19 protein-coding genes are annotated in these 21037 nt (G+C 61.6%); 11 read left to right on the top strand and 8 right to left on the bottom strand.

Annotated features, from left to right (window positions below; translation table 11 throughout):
- Positions 1-75: 75 nt before the first annotated feature.
- Positions 76-1350 carry a multidrug effflux MFS transporter gene (locus A3AC_RS0103435; protein WP_025597327.1) on the top strand — a complete coding sequence of 425 codons (1275 nt, stop codon included), beginning with the start codon at positions 76-78 and terminating at the stop codon, positions 1348-1350.
- A 203-nt stretch (positions 1351-1553) separates the two neighbouring features.
- Here the strand turns inward: A3AC_RS0103435 and A3AC_RS0103430 are convergent, their stop codons facing one another.
- On the bottom strand, positions 1554-2765 hold the full coding sequence (locus tag A3AC_RS0103430) for a cytochrome P450 (RefSeq protein WP_035474509.1): 1212 nt from the start codon (positions 2763-2765) through the stop codon (positions 1554-1556).
- 278 nt (positions 2766-3043) lie between these two features.
- Between A3AC_RS0103430 and A3AC_RS0103425 the strand changes: the two genes are divergently transcribed.
- Complete coding sequence (locus tag A3AC_RS0103425; protein ID WP_025597323.1) at positions 3044-3952, top strand: NAD(P)-dependent oxidoreductase; 909 nt, start codon at positions 3044-3046, stop codon at positions 3950-3952.
- On the opposite strand, the gene A3AC_RS0103420 is transcribed toward A3AC_RS0103425, so the two are convergent.
- Entirely contained in the window at positions 3936-4874 is a 939-nt protein-coding gene (locus tag A3AC_RS0103420; protein WP_025597321.1) for a LysR family transcriptional regulator, read from the bottom strand. The two genes, A3AC_RS0103425 and A3AC_RS0103420, sit on opposite strands and share 17 nt — an antisense overlap.
- 132 nt (positions 4875-5006) lie before the next feature.
- A complete protein-coding gene (locus tag A3AC_RS0103415) occupies positions 5007-5969 on the bottom strand; it encodes a PDR/VanB family oxidoreductase (RefSeq protein WP_025597319.1) in 963 nt (320 codons plus the stop codon).
- Positions 5970-6998: 1029 nt separating this feature from the next.
- Between A3AC_RS0103415 and A3AC_RS0103405 the strand changes: the two genes are divergently transcribed.
- Positions 6999-7652, top strand: coding sequence for a TetR/AcrR family transcriptional regulator (locus A3AC_RS0103405; protein WP_025597315.1), 654 nt, complete (start codon positions 6999-7001; stop codon positions 7650-7652).
- 252 nt (positions 7653-7904) lie between these two features.
- The gene (locus A3AC_RS0103400) at positions 7905-8582 is read left to right on the top strand and encodes a TetR/AcrR family transcriptional regulator (RefSeq protein WP_051361556.1); all 678 of its coding nucleotides are present in this window, start codon (positions 7905-7907) and stop codon (positions 8580-8582) included.
- Positions 8583-8611: 29 nt separating this feature from the next.
- Here the strand turns inward: A3AC_RS0103400 and A3AC_RS0103395 are convergent, their stop codons facing one another.
- Both A3AC_RS0103395 and A3AC_RS0103390 read right to left on the bottom strand, forming a co-directional pair.
- Entirely contained in the window at positions 8612-8992 is a 381-nt protein-coding gene (locus A3AC_RS0103395; protein WP_025597311.1) for an EthD domain-containing protein, read from the bottom strand.
- A gap of 82 nt (positions 8993-9074) precedes the next feature.
- Complete coding sequence (locus A3AC_RS0103390) at positions 9075-9869, bottom strand: 3-ketoacyl-ACP reductase (protein ID WP_025597309.1); 795 nt, start codon at positions 9867-9869, stop codon at positions 9075-9077.
- Between the two features lie 380 nt (positions 9870-10249).
- Between A3AC_RS0103390 and gtdA the strand changes: the two genes are divergently transcribed.
- From gtdA to A3AC_RS0103350, 7 genes are all read left to right on the top strand, one after another.
- Entirely contained in the window at positions 10250-11293 is a 1044-nt protein-coding gene (gene gtdA / locus A3AC_RS0103385) for a gentisate 1,2-dioxygenase (protein ID WP_025597307.1), read from the top strand.
- A gap of 49 nt (positions 11294-11342) precedes the next feature.
- Positions 11343-12041 (top strand): fumarylacetoacetate hydrolase family protein, encoded by a 699-nt coding sequence (locus A3AC_RS0103380; RefSeq protein WP_025597305.1) that lies wholly within the window; start codon positions 11343-11345, stop codon positions 12039-12041.
- A gap of 34 nt (positions 12042-12075) precedes the next feature.
- On the top strand, positions 12076-12726 hold the full coding sequence (maiA, locus tag A3AC_RS0103375; protein WP_025597303.1) for a maleylacetoacetate isomerase: 651 nt from the start codon (positions 12076-12078) through the stop codon (positions 12724-12726).
- Positions 12727-12797: 71 nt separating this feature from the next.
- On the top strand, positions 12798-14006 hold the full coding sequence (locus tag A3AC_RS0103370) for a 3-hydroxybenzoate 6-monooxygenase (RefSeq protein ID WP_025597301.1): 1209 nt from the start codon (positions 12798-12800) through the stop codon (positions 14004-14006).
- A gap of 963 nt (positions 14007-14969) precedes the next feature.
- Positions 14970-15815: a PadR family transcriptional regulator gene (locus A3AC_RS0103360; RefSeq protein WP_025597300.1), complete on the top strand. Its 846-nt coding sequence runs from the start codon at positions 14970-14972 to the stop codon at positions 15813-15815.
- Between the two features lie 102 nt (positions 15816-15917).
- Positions 15918-16742 (top strand): siderophore-interacting protein, encoded by an 825-nt coding sequence (locus tag A3AC_RS0103355; protein WP_025597298.1) that lies wholly within the window; start codon positions 15918-15920, stop codon positions 16740-16742.
- 59 nt (positions 16743-16801) lie between these two features.
- Positions 16802-18070, top strand: coding sequence for an MFS transporter (locus A3AC_RS0103350; RefSeq protein ID WP_025597296.1), 1269 nt, complete (start codon positions 16802-16804; stop codon positions 18068-18070).
- 39 nt (positions 18071-18109) lie between these two features.
- Here A3AC_RS0103350 and A3AC_RS0103345 read toward each other — a convergent pair whose 3' ends face one another.
- The 3 genes from A3AC_RS0103345 to mmsB are packed head-to-tail and all read right to left on the bottom strand — an operon-like array spanning position 18110 to position 21032.
- On the bottom strand, positions 18110-19270 hold the full coding sequence (locus A3AC_RS0103345; RefSeq protein WP_025597294.1) for an enoyl-CoA hydratase/isomerase family protein: 1161 nt from the start codon (positions 19268-19270) through the stop codon (positions 18110-18112).
- Positions 19267-20094: an enoyl-CoA hydratase gene (locus A3AC_RS0103340; RefSeq protein WP_025597292.1), complete on the bottom strand. Its 828-nt coding sequence runs from the start codon at positions 20092-20094 to the stop codon at positions 19267-19269. The genes A3AC_RS0103345 and A3AC_RS0103340 overlap by 4 nt, the downstream gene beginning before the upstream one ends.
- Positions 20091-21032, bottom strand: a complete 942-nt coding sequence (gene mmsB / locus A3AC_RS0103335; RefSeq protein ID WP_025597290.1) for a 3-hydroxyisobutyrate dehydrogenase — start codon at positions 21030-21032, stop codon at positions 20091-20093. Before mmsB ends, A3AC_RS0103340 begins: the two co-directional genes overlap by 4 nt.
- Positions 21033-21037 lie beyond the last annotated feature (5 nt).

Below are 21037 nucleotides of genomic sequence, written 5' to 3'. Positions count from 1 at the left end.
GTCTCTCCATCACCGCGCCCAGTCGAGTGCTGTCCGTGCGTAGCGCAGTGTGCATGACATAGTGGAAATGACTTGATGCAGCACACCACGCAGAGGGCGGCGGGCAGCGTAACCGACATCAATCCGGCTCTCGAACATGAGCCGGCGACATTGACACAGCGCGGTCGTATGCTGCCGATCCTGGCCGCGCTGATGGCCTTCACCTCGCTGTCGACCGACATCTACCTGCCTGCGATGCCGCAGATGCGGCGCGATCTCCACGGCAATATCGACCTCACCATTACAGGTTTCCTCATCGGCTTCGCGCTGGCCCAGTTGATCTGGGGACCGGTCAGCGACCGCGTCGGGCGGCGCTGGCCGCTGGCGATCGGCATGGTGCTGTTTGTCGCCGGCTCGGTGGGCTCCGCCCTATCGCACAACCTTGACCAGATCGTGCTCTGGCGTATGTTCCAGGCAGTCGGCGCCTGCACTGGACCGATGCTGGCCCGCGCCATGGTACGCGACCTGTACCCGAGGACCTTGGCCGCGCATACGTTATCCACGTTGGCCGTGATCATGGCAGTCGCCCCCATTGGCGGCCCCTTGCTCGGCGGGCAGATCATGCGCTTCGGCTCCTGGCGCGACATCTTCTGGCTGCTGGCGGCGCTGGGCGCTCTGATGCTGGTGGCGCTCCGCCAATTGCCCGAGACCCTGCCGCAGGCGAGCCGTACAACTACGCCGGCCAACAGCGTGTTCGCCGACTATCTATTCTTGCTCAGGAACGCGAATTTCATGCGCTACGCGCTGTGCGTGACCCTTTTCTATGTCAGCGCCTACGCATTTGTGACCGGCTCGCCGCAGGTCTATATAGAGTACCTTCATATCGACACCCAGCACTACGGCTGGCTTTTTGGCATCAACATCTTCGGCATGATGGTCGTAAGTCTGGCGAATCGCCAGTTGGTCGGGCGCCTCAGCCTCGATGTCCTGCTGCGCGCGGCCACCGTCATCGCCGCCGCGGCGCTACTGGTCGGCGTCGCCCTAGTGGAATTGCATCTCGGCGGACTGCCCGGTCTGATGGTGCCAGTGTTCATCTACTTCTCGATGAACGGCATCGTCGCGGCAAGCGCTACTGCGGCCGCCCTTGATGGCGTACCGCAGCAGTTGGTGGGCTCTGCCGCCGCGCTGCTCGGCTCGCTGCAGTACGGCAGTGGCATTGTCTCTTCGCTGTTGCTAGCCGCGCTAGGCGGCGGCACGCCGCGCTCTCTGGTGCAGGTGATGGCGGTCTTCGCCATCGCCTCCGCCGCGATGGCCTTATCGCGTCACCGCGGCACACAGCGCAAAAGCCAAGCCGAGCGCTCGGACACGTAAGACGCGTCGATCCGGCGCAGCAAGTCGTCCTTCGGCACGAGTTCCTCGAGCGTCACCATCCGGAGTTCGTGTTGCGTGACGGCGGAAAGTCCTCAGCGTCAGGCTATCAAAAACAAAACCCTCGCACTTGGCGAGGGTTGTCAGCATTCGGAACACAGCGCATGTGCGCTGCATTCCTTCAAGGCTGAACTACTGCGTTACTGTTACCACTTGACCGGCAGCTTATGAACACCATACGCCGAGCTGGTTTCATTGAACTCGATTTCTTCGAACGGGACCGCGAGCTGGAGGTTCGGTAGCCGCTTCCAGAGCGTGCCATGCACCACTTCCAGCTCGCACTTGGCCAGCACCGCGCCCAGACACTTGTGCGGGCCTGCACCGAACGCCATGTGGTCCTTGGCGTTCGGACGCTTGAGGTCGAGCTTATCGGCATTCGGGAAGACCAACTCATCGCGATCGCCCACGTTGTTCATCAGGATCAGGCCTTCACCGGCCTTCACGAGCTGATCACCAATCATGAAGTCCTCAACGGCGACGCGCCGGCGGCCGATGTGCGTGATCGAGGTATAGCGGAACAGTTCGTCTACCGCGTTAGTCAGGAAAGCCGGATCATTGTTCTCCTTGAGGAGCGCAGCCTGCTCAGGATTCTGCAACAGCGCTAGCGTGCTCAGGGCGATCATGTGAGCCGAAGTTTCATGCCCCGCGATAAGAATAAAGCGTACGAGCTCCACCGCGTCCTTGCGAGACAGCTTGCCCGTATGCACCTTCTCCAGCACCAGACGGGTGGTCAGATCGTCTTGCGGCTCCTTCTCCTTGGCGGACATCAGGGTGTCGCAATATTCGTAAAGCTGAGCACCTGCAGACGCGGCTTCCTCGGCCGTAACAACCGACGAGATGCAGCGGCCTCCAAGCTCGCCAAACCACTCGCGATCCTTGAACGGCACGCCGAGAATTTCGCAAATAATCATAGTCGGAACACCCAACGCGAAATCCTTGACCAGCTCAGCCGGAGAACCCTTTTCGACCATTGCGTCGATCAGGGCGTCGACCTTGGCCTGAATCGCGGGACGCATCTCTTCAACGCGCTTCGTTGAAAAGTCGTCGAGAATCATGCGTTTCTGCGCCGCATGGGCGCGGCCATCCAGCGTGCGCAGGGTGCGGTCCTTACCGAGAACTTCGCCGTACGCGGCACTCTTCTCCGGGAAGCCCGGCTTACTCGGGTCGACGCTCGCGCGGCTGTCGCTCAGGCCGGTGAGCACATCGGCATAACGGGTGAACACCCAACCCTCAACGCCATCCCATTGACGGATCTTCACGCCGCCGCCTTCCTTCTGGGTTTCCAACAATTCCGTCGGCGGATCCATCCGGTGCATCGGACAACGGGAGGGGGGGAATGGTGCCTTGGGGTCTAACATGATGTCTCCTGTTCGGGCGGCGGGCATGCCAAAGGCGAACGCTTTCCAGCATAGGGCCCACCTGCAATAACTCGATTACGACGGCCGGTTCAGGCTTTAAGTCGTCCTTTGGCGATTCTACTCAGCCATCCCCAACAGTCCATAAAGCGCCATCAATACGCAACATTAACGAAATAGATGTCACATTGAATTGCAATGGTGCCGGGTAGACCCGGATAACAAGACCTCATCCGGTTGGTACACTTTTAATAGGCATACTTACTATATTAATTTCGCCAATGGACAGCATTAATATTCGCGCTTACCCCGACGCTCCAGCACATACCATCGCGTACATTGGGCTCGGTGTCATGGGCGGCCCCATGGCCGGTCATCTTGTCAAAGCGGGCCACACAGTCACGGCCTACAACCGGACGCTCGCCAAGGCCGAGGCTTGGGCCGCGAAATTTGGCCCCACCGCGCGCCATGCCACCACCCCGCGCGAGGCGGCCGCAGGCGCGGACATCGTGTTTTGTTGCGTCGGCAACGACGACGACCTACGCTCCGTAGTGCTGGGCTATGACGGGGCTTTCGCCGGCATGAAACCAGGCGCAGTCCTGGTCGACCACACCACCACCTCGGCTGACGTGGCGCGCGAACTGGCCACTGCGGCAAAGGCGCTCGGCCTTCACTTTATGGACGCGCCCGTCTCGGGCGCGCAGGCCGGCGCGCAGAGCGGCACACTCACCGTAATGTGTGGCGGCGATCCGGCCGTGTTCGAGCGCATCAAGCCGGTAAGCATGGCATACGCGCGTGCGGTTACGCTGCTGGGCGGCACCGGCGCAGGCCAACTGACGAAGATGGTGAACCTGATTGCCATCGCGGGCGTTGTGCAAGGCTTGTCGGAAGCACTTGCGTTCGGTCAGCGCGCCGGGCTCGACATGGACGCAGTACTCGAAGTTATCAGCAAGGGTGCGGCCCAAAGCTGGCAGATGGACAACCGCGGAAAGACGATGATCGACGGCGACTTCGATTGTGGCTTTACGGTCGACGGAATGCGCAAGGACCTCAACATCGCCCTTACCGAAGCGAAGCGCAATGGCGCGCGTCTGCCGGTGACGGCGCTGATCGATCAGTTCTACGCCGACGTGCAGCAGGCCGGCGGACAGCACTGGGACACGTCAAGCCTGATTACGCGACTGACATAGCTTCATCGACACAGGGCCGGTCACAACTGGCCTCGGCATATAGCTCGGCGAACAGTGAGCGCAACCATCGATGACCGGCATCCCGATGGCATCGCGTATGCCAGTGCTGCTTCACATCGTATTTCTGGATGTGGAATGGCGCGGCGTACCGTTGGACACTGTTGGCCGTGCCTATTGCGGCGGCCAGCTTTTGCGGGACGGTCGCGAGGAGATGGGTGCGCGAGATGATATCCGCGACAGCCAGATAGTTCGGCACCTCGAGAACGACATTCCGGCGCAGCTGCTGCTCGCGCAAGGCGGTATCGATGATCGAATGTCCCGTTCCGGGCGGAATGACGGCCACGTGGTCCCCTGAAAGATAAGCCTCGAGCGACATACCGTCGCGCAACGCCCGGTGCCCCGTTGCAGCGAGAACCTCAAAGTGCTGCACGAACAGCTTCTGCTGGTAGAAGGTCGCGGCCAGCTGCGGCATAAAGCCCACGGCAAGGTCGACCTGACCGGTCTCGAGCATACGCGGCGTCTCCGTAGTGATATGGCTCACCTTCAGACGCACCTTGGGCGCGACCAGACGAATTTCATTGAGCAAGGTCGGCAGCAACAGAATCTGGCTGATATCCGTCATTGCAATGCTGAACAGTCGCTCAGCCGACGACGGATCGAAGGTGCTCTGGAATCGCGTAATCTTTTCGAACGATGCAAGCAGATCGACCACCTGCTCGTAGAGATCCGCTGAGAATGGTGTTGGCTCTGTGCCCCGCGATGTGCGCACGAACAGCGGATCGTTGTAATAGCTGCGCAACTTCGACAGGTTGAAGGAGATCGTCGGCTGCGAAAGGCCGAGGTTTTCGGCGGCCTGCGAGATATTGCTCGTCCGATAGGTTTCAGCAAAGACACTGAGCACCTTGACGTCGATATCGTTCATGCAAACCTCATTGGAAGCTTGTTGCGGCCAGGCGGCCGGTGGCGCGGTGCACGGTGTCCCGGGCGCACTGCCACTTGCCCGCCGATTCGGACCGCAGTCTCGGAGGCTGCGGTCAGCTCTTGTCCGACTAGATCAAAGATCAATCACCAGGCGATCGCACTTCGAGCCCGAGCAGCACACCGTCATCTTGTCGTTGGCAGCATGGTCGGCCTTCGACAAAAACACATCCCGGTGATCCGGCGTACCGGAGATGACCCGGACCACGCATTCGCCGCAAGTACCTTCCATGCACGAGTAACTCACGTTGATGTTGTTGTCCAGGAGCGCATCGAGAATGGTCATCCCCGGGGCGATGGCGAAGTCTTTACCGGACTTCGCGAGGACCACCGTGTACTCTTCGTTCGCGGCAGGCGCTTCCTTCGCCGAGAAGTATTCAACGTGAACCTGCTCCGCCGGATAGTTATCCGTCGCGCGCTCGAATGCTTCGATCATCGGCGTGGGGCCGCAGCAGTAGAAGTGCGTGCCCGGCGCGGCTTCGTTCACGACTGCAGCGATGTCGAGAATGCTGCCGCCCGGTTCGCCGTCGAAGTTGAATCGCACCTTCCCGCTGCGCGGCTGCAAGTTCCGCAGCACCTCCAGGAACGCTGCCTGCGGTTGGGTACGCGCGCAGTAAATCAGTTCCCACGAGCGTCCCAACGACTCAAGGCGCTGGGCCATGCACCACATCGGCGTGATGCCAATACCCCCAGCAATCAGCAGCGTATGAGGCGCGGACTCATTCAGCGGGAAGTGGTTCCGCAGCGGACCGATCATCAGTTTCTGGCCCACAGCAAACGTTTCGTGAATGAAGGAGGAACCGCCGCGGCTGGCGACATCCTTGGCTATGCTCACTACGTAGCGGTCACGCTCATCCTGGTTATTGCTGAGCGAATAGCTGCGCACGAGCCCGTTTGACAGATGCAGGTCGATATGGGCGCCTGCGGTGAAGGCCGGCAGAACACCGCCGGCCACGGGACGCAACTCATAGGAGTTGATGTCACGCGCCTCGTTGATAATTGCGGTGATCTCGACTTCGATCATATCGTTACTATTCATTTTCGCTTCCGTGGTTGAATCTTTCGAGCTTGAGATTAAAAGCCGTAACCGTTTTGATTCGGCATCCTAAGTTTTCGTCATTGAATTAGCTGTCGTCTGGAACTTCATCACACCCTTTGGCAAACAAACGGGGTACGGCGACCAGCTAGCGTGGCGACCGGACGTCTTCAGGCTACGCCGAAGCCGCGATAGCGAGCGCAACCGTCGTCAACCAGCTCAGGACCAGTCGACATGCGCGATCCAGCCCCGCGGCGTGCCGTTCGCTGCCGTCGGCATCAGAGCCGCAAGCCAATCGTGCTCCGCCCGAGATGTCCCTTTTTGAAGCCATTCTCTTCATTTGATTTGCCCCCCTCAAAAAATAGCGATGCGGCCAGGCCGTCCGTGCGCGCGAGCATGGTCGCCGTCCTGGGCGGCGGTGGAAACACATTCCATGTGCCGTCGTGGTGCCGGAAAAACACAATGGCCAACTGATTTCCCGGCCATTGCGCGCCCATGCGCACAAAGCGTCCGCCGTCATGTCCCGTTCGCCCGAACTCAAGTACACCGACTGCAGGCGCGCCTTCACGCCCGAACCACTTCTCAATCTGTGCACGCAGGCAGCCTATGCCAGACCTCATGCTTCCACTCCTCGCAGTTCCTAGGGTGCTGCTCGACTCTTCCAGTCACCCAGTGCAGTAACGTCACTTGAGGATAATATAGGTTAGTTAACCTACAAACACAACGGAAACAAGCTGTGTTTAGGGAAAGCCCCGATTTGGGTGCGCACCTTATGCGATAGGCTCTTAAACCGTTTTTCAAGGAATTGGTTACTTAAGTTGACGAATCGGTTGTTCAACCTATATTCTGCGTTTGCAGGAGCCCGTCAGGCAGATCGACAGCAAGACGCAGCGTTGCGGCGTGCTTCGCATCGACACGAACTGTTGGCGCGCGCTTCCTGACAAGGCCGGACGCCGCCATTTGTTTAAAATGGAGCAAAGCAGTCTGTCCGCAGGGATAGATGGTTGAAGCACTACGTTTGACAAAGGACCCATGGAGCGTCTTACTTTCCCCTCTGAGGCGATATTTGATGTTGAAGACCTTGCGCCTTCCCGGAAGCGCGGAAATCGTCAAAGCAGGGTCCCCGAGATCATCGAGGTATCGATCAACGTGCTGGTGGCCGTGGGCCATGCGGGCTATACGATCAATCGCGTAGCCAGCGAGGCAGGCATTCGCCTCAGCACCCTGCAACACTATTTTTCGAACCGCGAGGAATTGCTGCGCGCGACGATCCAGGCGGTCGCCGATAAGTTCCGCGATTCATTCGAGCGGATGGTGAAAGACCAGAGCCGCTCGCCTCGTGAGCGGCTGGACGGCATTGTCGACGACGCTTTCGAAGAACTCGCCAAGCCAGGCCTGGCGCTCGCCATCTTCGAATGCTGGGGCGTAGCGCTGCACGAGCCATTCGCCCACGAGTTGGTCACGCAACTGCGTAAGGAATACAAGGCGATGTTTGCCGGGTTGGTAGCTGAGCTGAACCCCACACTGTCGCCCGAAGAAAGCGCGTTGCGAGGCTCCTTACTGCTGTCCAGCTGGGAAGGACTTGCGACCTACCTGCGCTGGAACGACGACACCCCCGCGCGACTGGCAGCGCTCCGCAAGGCAGTTAAAGTGATCTGGGCGGGGATCAGCAACGCCGGGGAGTGACGGCCAGCTTGTCGACACAGAGGCCCTATCCGTCCGCGACTGTCGCCACGCAGACTGTTCTTGAGTCATTTGACTGGTTATACTAGCCGCACGAGACCTCTCGTGCGCGGGCGATCTCGCTCGTGGCCTTTTGGTGCACGACTGAGCCGGTCGATTTGGCCGTAGCTTGACCGTCAAAACCCGTTGACCTAACCCTCCACGCGTACCACTTTGCGCTTCGCCGGCGCGCGACTAGAGCGAGAACGAGACCCCATGACGGCAACATCGGCCCCCAGAAATAAGCTTTCCGGACATAAAGCCACGCGCGTGGCAGTCAAAAGGCGCGGCACTCGCGCGACCCGGATTCCGGAGATCGTGGATTGCGCGATTCGCGTGTTCAGCGAGTCCGGCGATGCCGGCTTCACCCAGCGCCGAATCGCGTCCGAGGCCGGCCTGCATCTCAGTACGGTGCAGCATTATTTCGAGAGTCGCGAAGCACTCCTTAAAGCCGCGATCGAGCAGAGCGTGTTCAAACACATTCACACGGTTCGGGCCATCCTGTCAAACCGCAATAGCGGGCCCGTAGAGCGGCTGACCGAGTTCGTTCAACATTCGTTCGAGATGCTTTCCGGCCCGGAAAATACTACAAGTCCGTTCGCGCTCGAATGCTGGGCGCTCGCCGAACGCCACGAGTGGATACACGAGCTCATGCAACGCGTGAGCGAGGAGTATCACGATCTGTTCGCGAAACTGGTAGGCGACATCAATCCTAATCATTCCGTCAGCGAATGCCGGATACGCGCCGCCTTCCTGTACTCGCACTGGCAGGGATTGATCGTGTTCTTGAGAAGAACGAGTTTCGGGACGTCTAGTCCCGAAGCGATCAAAAAGATAACCATTGAAACGTGGCAAACGGTTGCAAGGGGTGAGCCGGCGCAAGGGGCTCAGTAAGCCCCTTTATGTGAAGGCAACGAAGTCCTTCAACTTTCTTGCCCTACGACAACAACGGGATCAACGTCCGCAATCCAGGTCAAACGCTCCACCGGCGTCGAAAACGAATGGCTCGCGAAGCCGATGTCGTCTTCCTTCGCAATGCGCCATTCCTCGGTCTCGCGCATCTTTTGCAGCACTTCTTCGGATTCGAGTTTCATGATCACGTATGCGTCGGGGCGCGGACGCTCCTGAGCCTGCCAGGCGCCGGTAGGCTGCTCGTTAAGGAAGGTCTCGTACCAGACAATGCCCGGAATCTTCTTGCCCAATTGGGCGTGCGTCTCGATGTAATGCTTCCGGAATTCCTCCGGGGTCGTCCCTGCCCAACGGTAAACCTCGAACATCAGCGTGACGCGTTTAGGTATGCTCATTATGGGATCCTTGAAAGTAGTCGTTAAGGTCGATAAATGCAGAAAGATGTTTTCTGCTCGGGAGCGCCGATGAATTGCGCGCTCAGAAGGGCTTAAGGGACATACCACCGTCGACGTGAATGGTCTGGCCGACTGTATATCTCAGCGCGCCATTGGCCAGGCTGGAGATCGTGCCCGCGACCTCTTCCAACTGGCCCCACCGTTCTGCTGGAACATAACCGTTGGCAATAAGTCGGTCGTACTTCTCACGCGACGACGCCGTCATACTGGTCTGCATCATTCCTGGGCGGACGTCATAGCAATCAATACCTTCGGTCACCAGTCGGACCGCGAATTGCTTGGTCATCACGACAAGGGCGGTTTTGGCAAGCGAATATTCGGTAACCTGACGACCAATGACGCCTTCTACCCCCACGGACGAGACGGTGACAATTGACCGGCGCTTGGTCTGCAACGCCGATGCTTTGTTCGCCACCATCCACCGCGCAATTCGTTGCGTGAGAAAGAACGTTCCCCGCAGATTGACGTTGATGCTGCGATCAAAACTCTCGGTAGAGACATCAAGAATGTCACCGCGCGAGAGCACTGAAACGGCGGCGTTATTCACGAGGCAGTCCAGGCTGCCGAACGCCTCCACCGCTTTGTCGACGAATTTCGCGTGATCGTCCACTTTGGCGATATCGCAACCAATCGCCATGGATCGTGCTCCAGCCTTGCGGGCCGACTCACATACCCGCTCGAGCCGGTCATCGAGGATCAGATCGTTGGCGATAACATCAAATCCGTCGCTGGCGAGCTGCCGGACAATAACGCTTCCCAATCCTTGGGCCGCGCCGGTGACAAGAGCCACCGGACGCCTATTGTCACCGTCTTCCATAGTCGCAACCTTTAGAACAATGCTTAGTGGTCGGCTTCTTGTCGGACTGCACCTCTTGGTCCGCCGGCATTGCCGACCTCGTGGGTCATGTCTCGTATAGTAATCAGTCCTATGACCTATTTTCAATGCACGATGACATAGGAAAACCCTAAGCTTTCGTTGGCCATGGAAAAATCCTTTTTTGGTGCGCGGCACCGCCTAATCGACTTTCACACTTGCCTCGCCGCAAGAACAATGAGGTGTCCACCGATTTGTCGGCTCCGTACATCCCCCGATGTATATCGAAAACCGTATAGCTGATAAGAATTGATGATTTTGAAAATATAGGTCACTCGGCTTATAAATGTACCATCGAAACAGCAAAACACTAGGAGACATGCATGAGTACCGCCCCAACGGCCGAACGCCAGGCCTATTACGACGAAATTGCGCAGCTAAACCTCTCGCCGCTGTGGGAATCGCTACATGCCCTGGTGCCCAAATCGCCGCGCCCGCAAATCGTGCCCGCGCACTGGAGATACGCTGAACTGCGCGACATCGTGATGCGCTCGGGGAGCGTGATCAGCGCCGCCGAGGCCGTCCGCCGCGTGCTGATCCTCGAAAACCCGGGCCTGCCGGGCAAGGCCAGCATCACCTCGAACCTCTATGCCGGCCTGCAGCTGATTCTGCCCGGCGAGATTGCACCGGCCCATCGCCATACGCAGTCGGCGCTGCGCTTTATCGTCGAGGGCAAGGGCGCGTGGACCGCGGTCAACGGCGAACGCACGACCATGCATCCAGGCGACTTCATCATCACGCCGTCGTGGAACTGGCACGATCATGGCAATCCGCAGGTGGAAGCCGGTGGAGAGCCGGTGGTCTGGCTCGACGGCCTGGATATCCCGTTGCTCCAGCAACTCGATGCAGGCTTTGCGGAAAACTTCCCGGAAGACACGCAGCCGATCAGCCGCCCCGAAGGCGACAGCTGGGCGCGCTATGGGCACAACATGCTGCCCGTGCATCACCAAGTGAAGGACGGCAATTCGCCGATCTTCAACTATCCGTATGCGAAGAGCCGCGAAGCGCTCGACACGCTGACGCGCACGAGCGAACCCGACGCCTGGGACGGCCACAAGCTGCGCTACGTGAACCCGGCCACCGGCGGCCATGCGATGCCGACCATGGCGACCTTCATGCAGTTGCTACCAAAAGACTTCCGCGGCAAGACCTACCGCAGCACGGAGTCGACCGTGTTCAGTGTGGTCGAAGGTCACGGCACCGTGAATATCGGCGAAGCCACCTTCCACTTTGCGCCGCGCGACGTGTTCGTCGCGCCGTCCTGGCAGCCGGTCCGTTTCGAGAGCGATGAGGATGCGGTCCTGTTCAGCTATTCGAATCGCCCGGTGCTCGAAGCGCTAGGTCTGCTTCGCGAACAACGCGCTTGACCATCAGTTACCAAAATCGATTCGAATCCACCCGATAGAGAGAAACACCATGGCATTTGTCTTTACTCCCGAAGCCCCAGTCGCAGTGCCGGTCGCCGGTTCCAGCGACGAAATCGCGGTGCGCCGCGTCTACTGCGTGGGCCGCAACTACGCCGCGCACGCTCGCGAAATGGGCTTCGATCCGGACCGCGAACCCCCGTTCTTCTTCTGCAAGCCGGACAACGCTGTGGTGCCGGTTGCCTATGATCGGCCGCTCGAACTCCGCTATCCCGCCGAGACCGAAAACTATCATTACGAGGCCGAACTGGTGGCCGTCATCGGCAAAAGCGGAGAGAACGTGCCGCTCGAGCAGGCGCTGGACTACGTCTGGGGCTACGCCGTCGGCCTCGATATGACGCGCCGCGATCTGCAGATGAAGATGCGCGAGATGGGCCGCCCGTGGGAAATCGGCAAGGCCTTCGACGAGTCGGCGCCGATCGGCCCGATCCATCGTGCGTCGGAAGTCGGACACTTCGAGAAGGGTGGCCTTTGGCTGACCGTCAATGGCGAGACCCGCCAGAAAAGCGACATCACACACCTGATCTGGTCGGTGGCGGAAACGGTGTCGTACCTGTCGCGCTTCTTCAGGCTCGAACCGGGCGACCTGATCTATACCGGCACGCCTGAAGGCGTCGGAGCAGTCAAGCGCGGCGACACCATCAAGGTCGGCGTCGAACGCCTTGGCGAACTGACCGCCAAGATCGTCTAAGAACGCGTTCAGCCACCCAAATCGGAGCATCGACGTGGATCTCTACAGCTTCTTTAACAGCTCGACCTCGTACCGCGTGCGCATTGCGCTCGCGCTCAAGGGCATCGAGACGAACTTTCATGGCGTCAATATCCGCGTGGGCGAGCATCGCGCAGCGGATTACGTCGCTGCGGTGAACCCGTCGGCCAGCGTGCCCGCAATCGTCGAGGGTGATTTCGCGCTCGGGCAGTCTCTCGCGATCATCGACTGGCTCGACAATGTGTATCCCGAACCGCGCCTGATGCCCGCCGATCCGACCGTGCGCGCACGCGTGCTCGAGTTTTCGGACCTGATCGCCTGCGATATACATCCGGTCAACAATCTGCGCGTCCTCAAGTATCTGACCGACGTAGTTAAGGTGACCCCCGGGCAGAAGGATGCCTGGTACAAGCACTGGATCGCCGAAGGCCTGGCTGCCGCCGAGCGCCTGCTCACACGCGCGGCGCGGATGCATGAAGGCCCGTGGTGCTTCGGCGCCGAGCCGACGCTGGCCGACGTCTGCCTCGTGCCACAGATCGCAAACGCGCAGCGTATGGGCTGCGACACCTCGCCCTACACGCGCGTGATGGCGGCCTATCAGAACGCCATCACGCATCCTGCGTTTATCCAGGCGGACCCGAAGCGCCAGCCAGATTACAGCGCCTGACGCGACACTTCGCGCCCCTGAGCGCAAGTCGCCGGCAATTATTTAGTATCCCGAGATATTAGGAGACAAACATGACCCGCACCTCCGCAACCCGCGGCCGCGTGATCGTAGTCGGTGGCGGCATCGGCGGCCTGGCGGCCGCTATCGCGCTTGCCCAACAAAACGTCGAAGTGCTGCTGCTGGAACAGGCCGAACAGATTGGCGAAATCGGCGCAGGCATCCAGCTCGGCGCCAATGCGTTCAACGCGCTCGATGCGCTTGGCGCCGGCGAAGCAGCCCGCAGCCGCGCCGTCTTTACCGAAGCACTCACGCTGATGGACGCCGTGGATGCGAAGGAAGTCGTGCGTGTCGAAACCGGCGACGCCTACCGGGAGCGCTTCGGCAATCCGTATGGCGTGATCCATCGTGCCGATATCCATCTGTCGGTCTACGAGGCGGTGCAGCGCAATCCGCTGATCCAGTTCCGTACCAGCACGCAGGTGCGGCAGCTCGAGCAGAGCGAGCGCGGCGTGACCGTGATCGACCAGCATGGCAACCGCTACGACGCCGACGCCGTGATCGGCGCCGATGGCGTGAAGTCGGCGGTACGAGCCGCGCTGATTGGCGACGAACCGACCGTGACCGGTCATGTCGTGTACCGCGCGGTGGTCGATATCGAGAACATGCCGAAGGATCTGCAGATTAATTCGCCGGTGGTGTGGGCCGGCCCGCGCTGCCATCTTGTGCACTACCCGCTGCGCGGCGGCAAGCAGTACAACCTCGTGGTGACGTTCCACAGCCGACAGAAGGAAGTCTGGGGTGTGACCGATGGCAGCAAGGAGGAGGTGCTGTCGTATTTCGAGGGTATCCACCCACTGCCGCACCAGATGCTCGATCGCCCGACCTCATGGCGCCGCTGGGCCACGGCCGACCGTGATCCCGTCGAGCAGTGGAGCTTCGGCCGTGCGACGATTCTGGGCGACTCTGCGCACCCGATGACGCAGTATCTGGCTCAGGGCGCGTGCCAGGCACTCGAAGATGCCGTGACGCTTGGCGCCGCGATCAAGGAAACCGACGGCGATTTCACCGAAGCATTCAAGCTGTACGAGAAGGCGCGGATTCCGCGCACCGCGCGCGTGCTGTGGGGCGCGCGGGAGATGGGGCGCGTGTATCACGCCAAGGGTGTCGAACGCCTGGTCCGTAACCAGCTGTGGGTGGGACGCACGCGTGAGCAGTTCTACGACGCGCTTCAGTGGTTGTACGGCTGGCATGCTGAAGATTGCCTGAAAGGCGCGCTTTGATCGTTCCGTCCCGAAGAGCCCTGCTGTTATTTCACTACATCCCCACGTCCTCGGTCACGCATGATTCTTAGTCGTCACGGTCCGCTTTGATCTTTAGCACCGTTAGGAGCATGGCGGCGCTATGCTCGACCCGCTGGCGCGGTACCGCGCTAGCGAGCCTCTTCGGCGCCGTGATGTCTACTTCCCCATCCCTCCGTTGCAATTCTCGCTTCTCCTGATGGCGTGCGTTAACGCGTGATCGTGTCCGTTACTTTTGCTAACTTACGGCGGCGAAAGGTATTTGGCGCAAGCGGACAGCGGGAGATCATTACCGAGCATGGGTCAGTATTTCCGTTGAACAATGCGACGCAGCAACCTTCAACGAACGGTTCCGGCGGCTGTCGAACGGGCTACCGGTCCCGAAAAATTCGACGTGCTGGCGCCGCCAGCGTCATCGACTGCGCCTCTAAAGCCGACGTGAAGCAGACACTTCTGCGCAAACTATTTCATATGTGAAGACTAGTAAGCGGTCGCACGCGCTGCCCCGTGCGCTTGACGCCCGGAGCCACCTCGTTTTTAGCGGAATCGCGGCCACCGACCTCCCCGTCAATCCAAGCCCTTTTTGCAGGCTTCGAGCCATGTCGGGCGACAGACCAACGGTCGCAGTCTTTTGCTAGCGGACTCCGACAGCTGAGCGACCAGTCCTCAGAGACCTCTGAGATCCCCAGCTCAGCGCTTCCGCGCCAACCGGAAGCCGATGGGTGCGATCTAAATAGTCCAGTCCGCCGCTTCATATCTCGCCGCCTATCTATTTTGCGATGCACACCGAATTCCTGCATTCCCGCAGGCTTTTTTGTTTGTGAACGACGGTTTCGGCGCGCCCGCAGACTTTAGTGTTCGCCGATATCCGCTAAAAAACTTTGACAAACCATCTTTAGATATATATCTTAAGACACATCTTAAGACCCAAACGGAGGACGCAAGATGCGTCATCACCATCGTTTTCGCCGTCCGCACGGCGTAGACCACGCTTTCGACGCTCGCTTCGAGCGCCACTCGCTGCATGCGCTTTGGCATGCCTTTGCCCATCACCATGCCGTGCGCGGGCACGGCGACGAGCGCAACGAGCGCTTGCCGTGGGAAGAGCGCGACGGACGCTCGCATCGCTTTTCGCCGTGGGCACTCTGGCATGCGATCGGACGCCATCACGAGCATCGCGGCGGACGCGGCGGGCGCGGTATCTTCGGCGGCGGCCCCGGCGGGTTCGGCGGTGAAGGCGACGGTTTTCCGCGCGGCCGCAAGTTCACTTCCGACGATCTGCAACTGCTGCTGCTCGCGCTAATCGACGCGCAACCGAGCCACGGTTACGAGCTCATCAAGGCGCTGGAAGCGCGTTCGAACGGCTTCTATAGCCCGAGCCCCGGCATGGTGTACCCGGCGCTCACGTATCTGGAAGAACTCGGCTACGTCACCGTGCAGCTCGAAGGCAACCGCAAGCGCTACGAACTCGCGCAAGCCGGCCGTGAGTACCTCGCGGCCAATCGCGAGCGCGTCGAATTGATGCTCGCAAAGCTGAGCCACATCGCCCGCAAGATGGACTCGGTGCGCCGCGCTTTTGCCGGCGAGGAACCGGCCGACATCAGCGAAGGCGGCTGGCTGCCCGAGCTGAACCACGCGCGCCGCACGCTGAAAAACGCGCTGCTGCGCCGTGACAACGCGCCCGCGGAAGAACAGCGCCGCATCGCCGCGATCCTGATGCGGGCCGCGAAGGAAATCGAAGGCGAACAGAATCCGGGCAGCAGCAATAGCGGCGACGCCCCCACCACGTGACAGTGCGAGCGCGGGTGCGTGATTGCGCGCCCGCGCCTCGTCGAACGCTGCCGCGCAGGCGCGCGGCACGTCACTCACCGAACCGACAGGACTAGTGCCTCAATGCCGACTCAAGAAAACCGCCCCGACCTCGCCGTGCAGCGCGTACGGCATCCGCTCAAGTTCCGTCTGCTGCAAGTGAAAAAGGTGCAGACGCTCACGCCGCATCTGGTCCGCGTGACCTTCGGCGGCGAAGACCTGCATGACTTCATGTCCGCCTCGTTCGACGACCACATCAAGGTGTTCTTCCCCGAGCCGGGCGCCGACAGACCGGTGCTGCCCGAAGCTGGCCCCGACGGTCCCGTGTTCCCCGAAGGACGCCGGCCGACCGCGCGCGATTTCACGCCGCGCCGCTTCGACCGCGAGGCGCGCGAGCTCGACATCGAGTTCGCGATGCACGAAGCCGGACCCGCTGCGACATGGGCGGCGCAGGCGAAAGCCGGCCAGTATCTCGGCATCGGCGGGCCGCGCGGCTCGCTGGTGATCCCCACTGCTTTCGACTGGCACCTGCTGATCGGCGACGACACCGCCTTGCCCGCCATCGCGCGGCGCCTCGAGGAACTGCCGGCCGGCAAGCGCGTGGCCACGGTGATCGAAGTGGCCGATCCGTCGGCCCGTATCGAGTTCACGACTCGGGCGGAGCTGCATCTGGTGTGGGCTTACCGCAGTAACGAAGCCACGCGCGGCGAGGCCCTGCTGCAAGCGGTCCGCGCAACGTATCTGCCGGAAGACGGCGAAGGCTATGTATGGGCCGCGGGCGAAGCCGCGACGATGCGCGCGATCCGCTATCACCTGTGCACGGAACGCGGCGTCGACAAATCGCGCATTCGCGCGGCGAGCTACTGGAAACAGGGCGCCGTGGCCGTGCATGAAACGCTGAACGACTGAGCGCCGCGCAACTGCGAGCGGCGCCTGCAACGACAACAAAAAAAACGGGAAACCTGCCGATGTATTCAATCGACTCGACGCATGAGCGCCGTCTGCTGTGGCTGCTTGCGCTGACGCAGTTCACCATCATCATGGACTTCATGGTGATGATGCCGCTCGGTCCACAAATCATGCACTCGTTCAGCATTACGCCGGCCGCATTCGCGACTGCGGTGTCGGCGTATTCGTGGTGCTCGGGCCTGTCGGGACTGTTCGCGGCCACCTATATCGACCGCTTCGACCGGCGGCGTCTTCTGCTCGTGATGTATGCGCTCTTCGCATTGTCCAACCTCATGTGCGCGCTCGCGAACAGCTTCCACTTGCTGCTGGCCGCGCGCGCTTTCGCCGGCATCACAGGGGGCGTGCTGGCGTCGGTGATCATGGCGATCGTCGCGGACGTCGTTCCCGTGCAAAGGCGCGGCGCCGCCACGGGCACCATCATGACCGCCTTCTCGCTCGCGGCGATCGCGGGCGTACCGGCCGGCGTGATGCTCGGCGCGCACTTCGGCTGGGCCGCGCCGTTCCTGCTGCTGGTCGCGCTCTCGTGCGCGATCTGGCTGACGGGTCAGCAACTCGTGCCGTCGCTGGCCGCGCATCTGCGCGGGCGCCAACCGCCGCTCGCCGAAGTGCTGCCCGAACTCATGCGCCTGCTCGGCAATCCGCGGCACCTGGCTGCGTTTGCACTGACCTTCGTGATGATGGTCGCGCACATGCTGATCATCCCGTTCATCGCGCCGGTGCTCGTCGCGAATCACGGCGTGGCGCCCGAGCAATTGTCGTGGCTGTACATGGCCGGTGGTGCCGCAACTTTCTTTACCTCGCGCCGCGTCGGCAGACTCGCGGACCGTTTCGGCGCACGGCGCGTGTTTCGCATCGCCGCGCTGCTCGCCTGTCTGCCGGTGCTCTTCGTGACGCACCTGCCGGATCTGCCGTTCTACGCACTGTTGCTGTTCTTTCCGATGTTCATGGTCCTCATGTCGGGGCGGACGGTGCCGATGCAGGCCCTGCTGACCACCGTGCCGCAGCCTGACCGGCGAGGCGCGTTTCTCAGCGCAAACAGTGCGCTGCAGGCATTGGGCACCGGCTGCGGCGCATGGATCGGCGGCTTGATGCTCGGCAACTCGTCTGCCGGGCAGATCGTTGGATATGGGACGGTGGGATGGGTCTCGGTGGCGGTCGCGCTTGCTGGCGTTGTGTGGGTCTCGCGCGTGCGAAGCGCGCAGGCTCCGCAAGGCGAGGCACCCGCGCCGGCTGTCCTGCGCAGCGATGCTGTGGTCGGGGAAGGCTGAGCAAGGAGGCCATGAACGGCGCCGCGTTCGCTCCATGCGTCAGTGTGTTTCTGCACCCAGGTCCGCAAGCGGATGCGCGTCGCGCTTCCACGGCGAAGTCAGAAAATGCCGGACCCGCTCGGGCCGCACTTCCGGCAGCGTGGCGGGCGCCCAGCGCCCCTTGCGGTCCTTGTCGATCAACTGCGCCCGCACGCCTTCGCAGAAGTCGCCCTCCTCGATCGCCCGCTTGACGATGCCCAGCTCCATCCGGAAGCACTCGGCAAGTGTCATCTGCCGGCCGCGCAACAGCGCCTCGCGCGTCACGTAGAGCATGGTGGGCGAGTGCGCCGCAAGCGCATCGTAAGTGGATTGCAGCCACTGCCTCACCTCGCGCGGCGAGTCGCGTTCGAGATCGTGCCGCAACGTCGCCATGATTCTGTCGACGCCTGAGCGCCGGTCGAAATGCCGCAGCACCAGTTGCGTCAATGGTGCCAACGCGGCGTGCGGCACGATGTTGCACGGCGGCTCGAACACGGCGCGCAATGCGCTCAGCAGATCGCCTTCATGCGAGATGCGCCGCAACCGCTCTTCCGCGGAAGCAAGCCAGTCGGCCGGCACGCAGAGATCGGCGAGTTGCAGCCGCAATGCATCGGCGCCGGACAAGGTCGCGCCGGTCAGGCCGACATACAACTCGAACTCCGCGGGCATCACGGCGAGAAAACGCGTGGCGCCCACGTCGGGCAGGAAGCCAATACGCGTCTCGGGCATCGCGATTTTGCTGCGCTCTGTGACAATGCGCAGGCGCGCCGCCTGCCCGAGGCCCATGCCGCCGCCCATTGCGATACCGTCGAGCAGCGCGACCACCGGTTTCGGGAAGGTATGCAACGCGTAATCGAGCCGGTACTCGTCGATGAAAAACGCAAGCCAGCGGTTGTCACCATTCTTCGCGAGGCGATGCACTTCGCGCACATCGCCGCCCGCGCAAAAGCCCTTGTTTCCAGCACCTTTCAGCACGAGCGCGACGATGCCGTCGTCATTGCGGCAATGTTCGACCAGCACCGCGAGCTCGCGAATCATCGCGTGGGACAGCGCATTGAGCGCAGCGGGCCGGTTCAGCGTGATGATCGCGACGCGGTTGACCACACGAAACAGGATCTCGCGTTCGGCTTCAACGCCTGCTTCGGGCACAAACTCGGGCACGACGCTTTGCAAAGCGCTCATTGTTGCGTCTCCTTGTTTGCGGGTTGAGGAGCACGGGCTGCTTCATCGCCCATGACCTCCCAGCGCGGCGCGCGCTTTTCGAGGAACGCGTTGACGCCTTCGCGCTGATCGGCGCCGTCGAACAGATCGACGAAACGTTCGCGTTCCACTGCCAGCGCAGCCGAGCGCGGCACGCCGTTGCGTGCCTGATGAATCAGCGTCTTGCTGAAGCCGACGGCCTGCGGACTCAGCGTCGCCACGCGTGCCGCCATGGCCAGCGCGGCTTCGCGCGCGGCGCCCTTTTCCACGACTTCTTCGACGAGACCAATGCGCAACGCGGTCGACGCGTCGACGCGTTCGCCGGTCAGGATCATGCGCTTCGCCCAGCCCTCGCCGATCAGGCACGGCAGCGTCTGCGTGCCGCAACCGCATGGCAGCAAGCCGACCGCGGTCTCGGGCAACGCCATCACCGCTTGCTGTTCGGCAATACGGATATCGCAAGCCAGCGCACATTCGAGCCCGCCGCCCATTGCATAGCCGTTGATCGCGGCGATCACCACGGGCCGCGCGTTCTGCAACGCTTCAAAGGCCGCGCCGAAGCGGGCTGCCGCAACACGCGCCACTTCGCGATTGCCGTCCGCGAACGTGTTGAGATCCGCGCCCGCGCTGAAGAACTTCGGGCCCTCGCCGGTGATGACGATTGCGCGCACACGCGGCTCGCCATTGAGACGCTCAACTGTCTGCTGCAATTGGAGCAGGCCCTCAGGCGTGAATGCATTCGCGGGCGGACGGCTCAACGTGAGTTGTGCGACGGTGTCTTCGTGCAGGTAGTGGAGTTCGATCATCGCGCGGCTCCCTTTGCAGCGCCGTTGCCGCTGTTATTGCCGCTGCTGTTTTCGCTGTCATCGCGATACAGCTTGATCACCGCCGAAAAGTCCAGACGTCCGGCGCCTTTCGCGCTCATCGTTTGATAAAGCTGCTGCGCGAGCGCGCCGAGGTACACGGGTTGACGCGCGAACTTTGCGGCGTCCGTGGCAAGTCCGAGGTCCTTCAGCATGAGGTCCGTGCCGAAGCCGCCGGTATAACCGCGCGACGACGGCGCGCTATCTATCACGCCCGGCATCGGGTTGTAGGTGTCCGAACTCCAGCAGCGCCCCGTCGATGTATTGATGATGCCGCCAAGCACCTTCACGTCGATGCCGAGCGCCTCGCCGAGCGACATCGCTTCGGCCACGCCCGCCATCGTGATGCCGAGCACGAGGTTGTTGCAGATCTTCGCCACCTGGCCTGTGCCGGTGTCGCCGCAATGCACGATGTTTTTGCCCATCGCCGACAACACCGGCTTCACCTGCTCGAACGCGCTCGCACTGCCGCCCACCATGAAGGTCAGCGTGCCCGCAGCCGCGCCGCCCGTGCCGCCCGAAACAGGCGCATCGACAAACGTGTTGCCATGCTGCTGCGCGAGCTCCGCGAACGCTTTGACACTGGCCGGATCGATCGTGCTCGAATCGACGATGGTCACGCCTTTCGGAATGCCGGCCAGCACGCCGTCTTCAGCGCTCAGCACGCTGCGCACATGCGCCGCCGCGGGCAGCATCGTGATCACGCACTCGACGTCGCTCACCGCCGCTTTCGGCGAAGCCGCAGCCTTCGCGCCCGCATCGACAAGCGCCTGCACAGCCTGCGCGCTGAGATCGAAAACGTTGACCGCGTGGCCCGCTTTCAACAGGTTGTGCGCCATCGGCGCGCCCATGTTGCCCAATCCGATAAAGCCAATCTTCATGATGC

The sequence above is a fragment of the Burkholderia sp. WSM2230 genome, from assembly GCF_000472445.1.
Taxonomy (GTDB): Bacteria; Pseudomonadota; Gammaproteobacteria; order Burkholderiales; family Burkholderiaceae; genus Paraburkholderia.
Note: the sequence above shows the minus strand (reverse complement) of the source record. Positions and strands in the feature narration are given on the sequence as shown.

Coding starts and splice junctions, on each gene's coding strand:
- A3AC_RS0103435 (WP_025597327.1), top strand. CDS start 76: ATGCAGCACACCACGCAGAGGGCGGCGGGCAGCGTAACCGACATCAAT.
- A3AC_RS0103430 (WP_035474509.1), bottom strand. CDS start 2,765: ATGTTAGACCCCAAGGCACCATTCCCCCCCTCCCGTTGTCCGATGCAC.
- A3AC_RS0103425 (WP_025597323.1), top strand. CDS start 3,044: ATGGACAGCATTAATATTCGCGCTTACCCCGACGCTCCAGCACATACC.
- A3AC_RS0103420 (WP_025597321.1), bottom strand. CDS start 4,874: ATGAACGATATCGACGTCAAGGTGCTCAGTGTCTTTGCTGAAACCTAT.
- A3AC_RS0103415 (WP_025597319.1), bottom strand. CDS start 5,969: ATGAATAGTAACGATATGATCGAAGTCGAGATCACCGCAATTATCAAC.
- A3AC_RS0103405 (WP_025597315.1), top strand. CDS start 6,999: ATGGAGCGTCTTACTTTCCCCTCTGAGGCGATATTTGATGTTGAAGAC.
- A3AC_RS0103400 (WP_051361556.1), top strand. CDS start 7,905: ATGACGGCAACATCGGCCCCCAGAAATAAGCTTTCCGGACATAAAGCC.
- A3AC_RS0103395 (WP_025597311.1), bottom strand. CDS start 8,992: ATGAGCATACCTAAACGCGTCACGCTGATGTTCGAGGTTTACCGTTGG.
- A3AC_RS0103390 (WP_025597309.1), bottom strand. CDS start 9,869: ATGGAAGACGGTGACAATAGGCGTCCGGTGGCTCTTGTCACCGGCGCG.
- gtdA (WP_025597307.1), top strand. CDS start 10,250: ATGAGTACCGCCCCAACGGCCGAACGCCAGGCCTATTACGACGAAATT.
- A3AC_RS0103380 (WP_025597305.1), top strand. CDS start 11,343: ATGGCATTTGTCTTTACTCCCGAAGCCCCAGTCGCAGTGCCGGTCGCC.
- A3AC_RS0103370 (WP_025597301.1), top strand. CDS start 12,798: ATGACCCGCACCTCCGCAACCCGCGGCCGCGTGATCGTAGTCGGTGGC.
- A3AC_RS0103360 (WP_025597300.1), top strand. CDS start 14,970: ATGCGTCATCACCATCGTTTTCGCCGTCCGCACGGCGTAGACCACGCT.
- A3AC_RS0103355 (WP_025597298.1), top strand. CDS start 15,918: ATGCCGACTCAAGAAAACCGCCCCGACCTCGCCGTGCAGCGCGTACGG.
- A3AC_RS0103350 (WP_025597296.1), top strand. CDS start 16,802: ATGTATTCAATCGACTCGACGCATGAGCGCCGTCTGCTGTGGCTGCTT.
- A3AC_RS0103345 (WP_025597294.1), bottom strand. CDS start 19,270: ATGAGCGCTTTGCAAAGCGTCGTGCCCGAGTTTGTGCCCGAAGCAGGC.
- A3AC_RS0103340 (WP_025597292.1), bottom strand. CDS start 20,094: ATGATCGAACTCCACTACCTGCACGAAGACACCGTCGCACAACTCACG.
- mmsB (WP_025597290.1), bottom strand. CDS start 21,032: ATGAAGATTGGCTTTATCGGATTGGGCAACATGGGCGCGCCGATGGCG.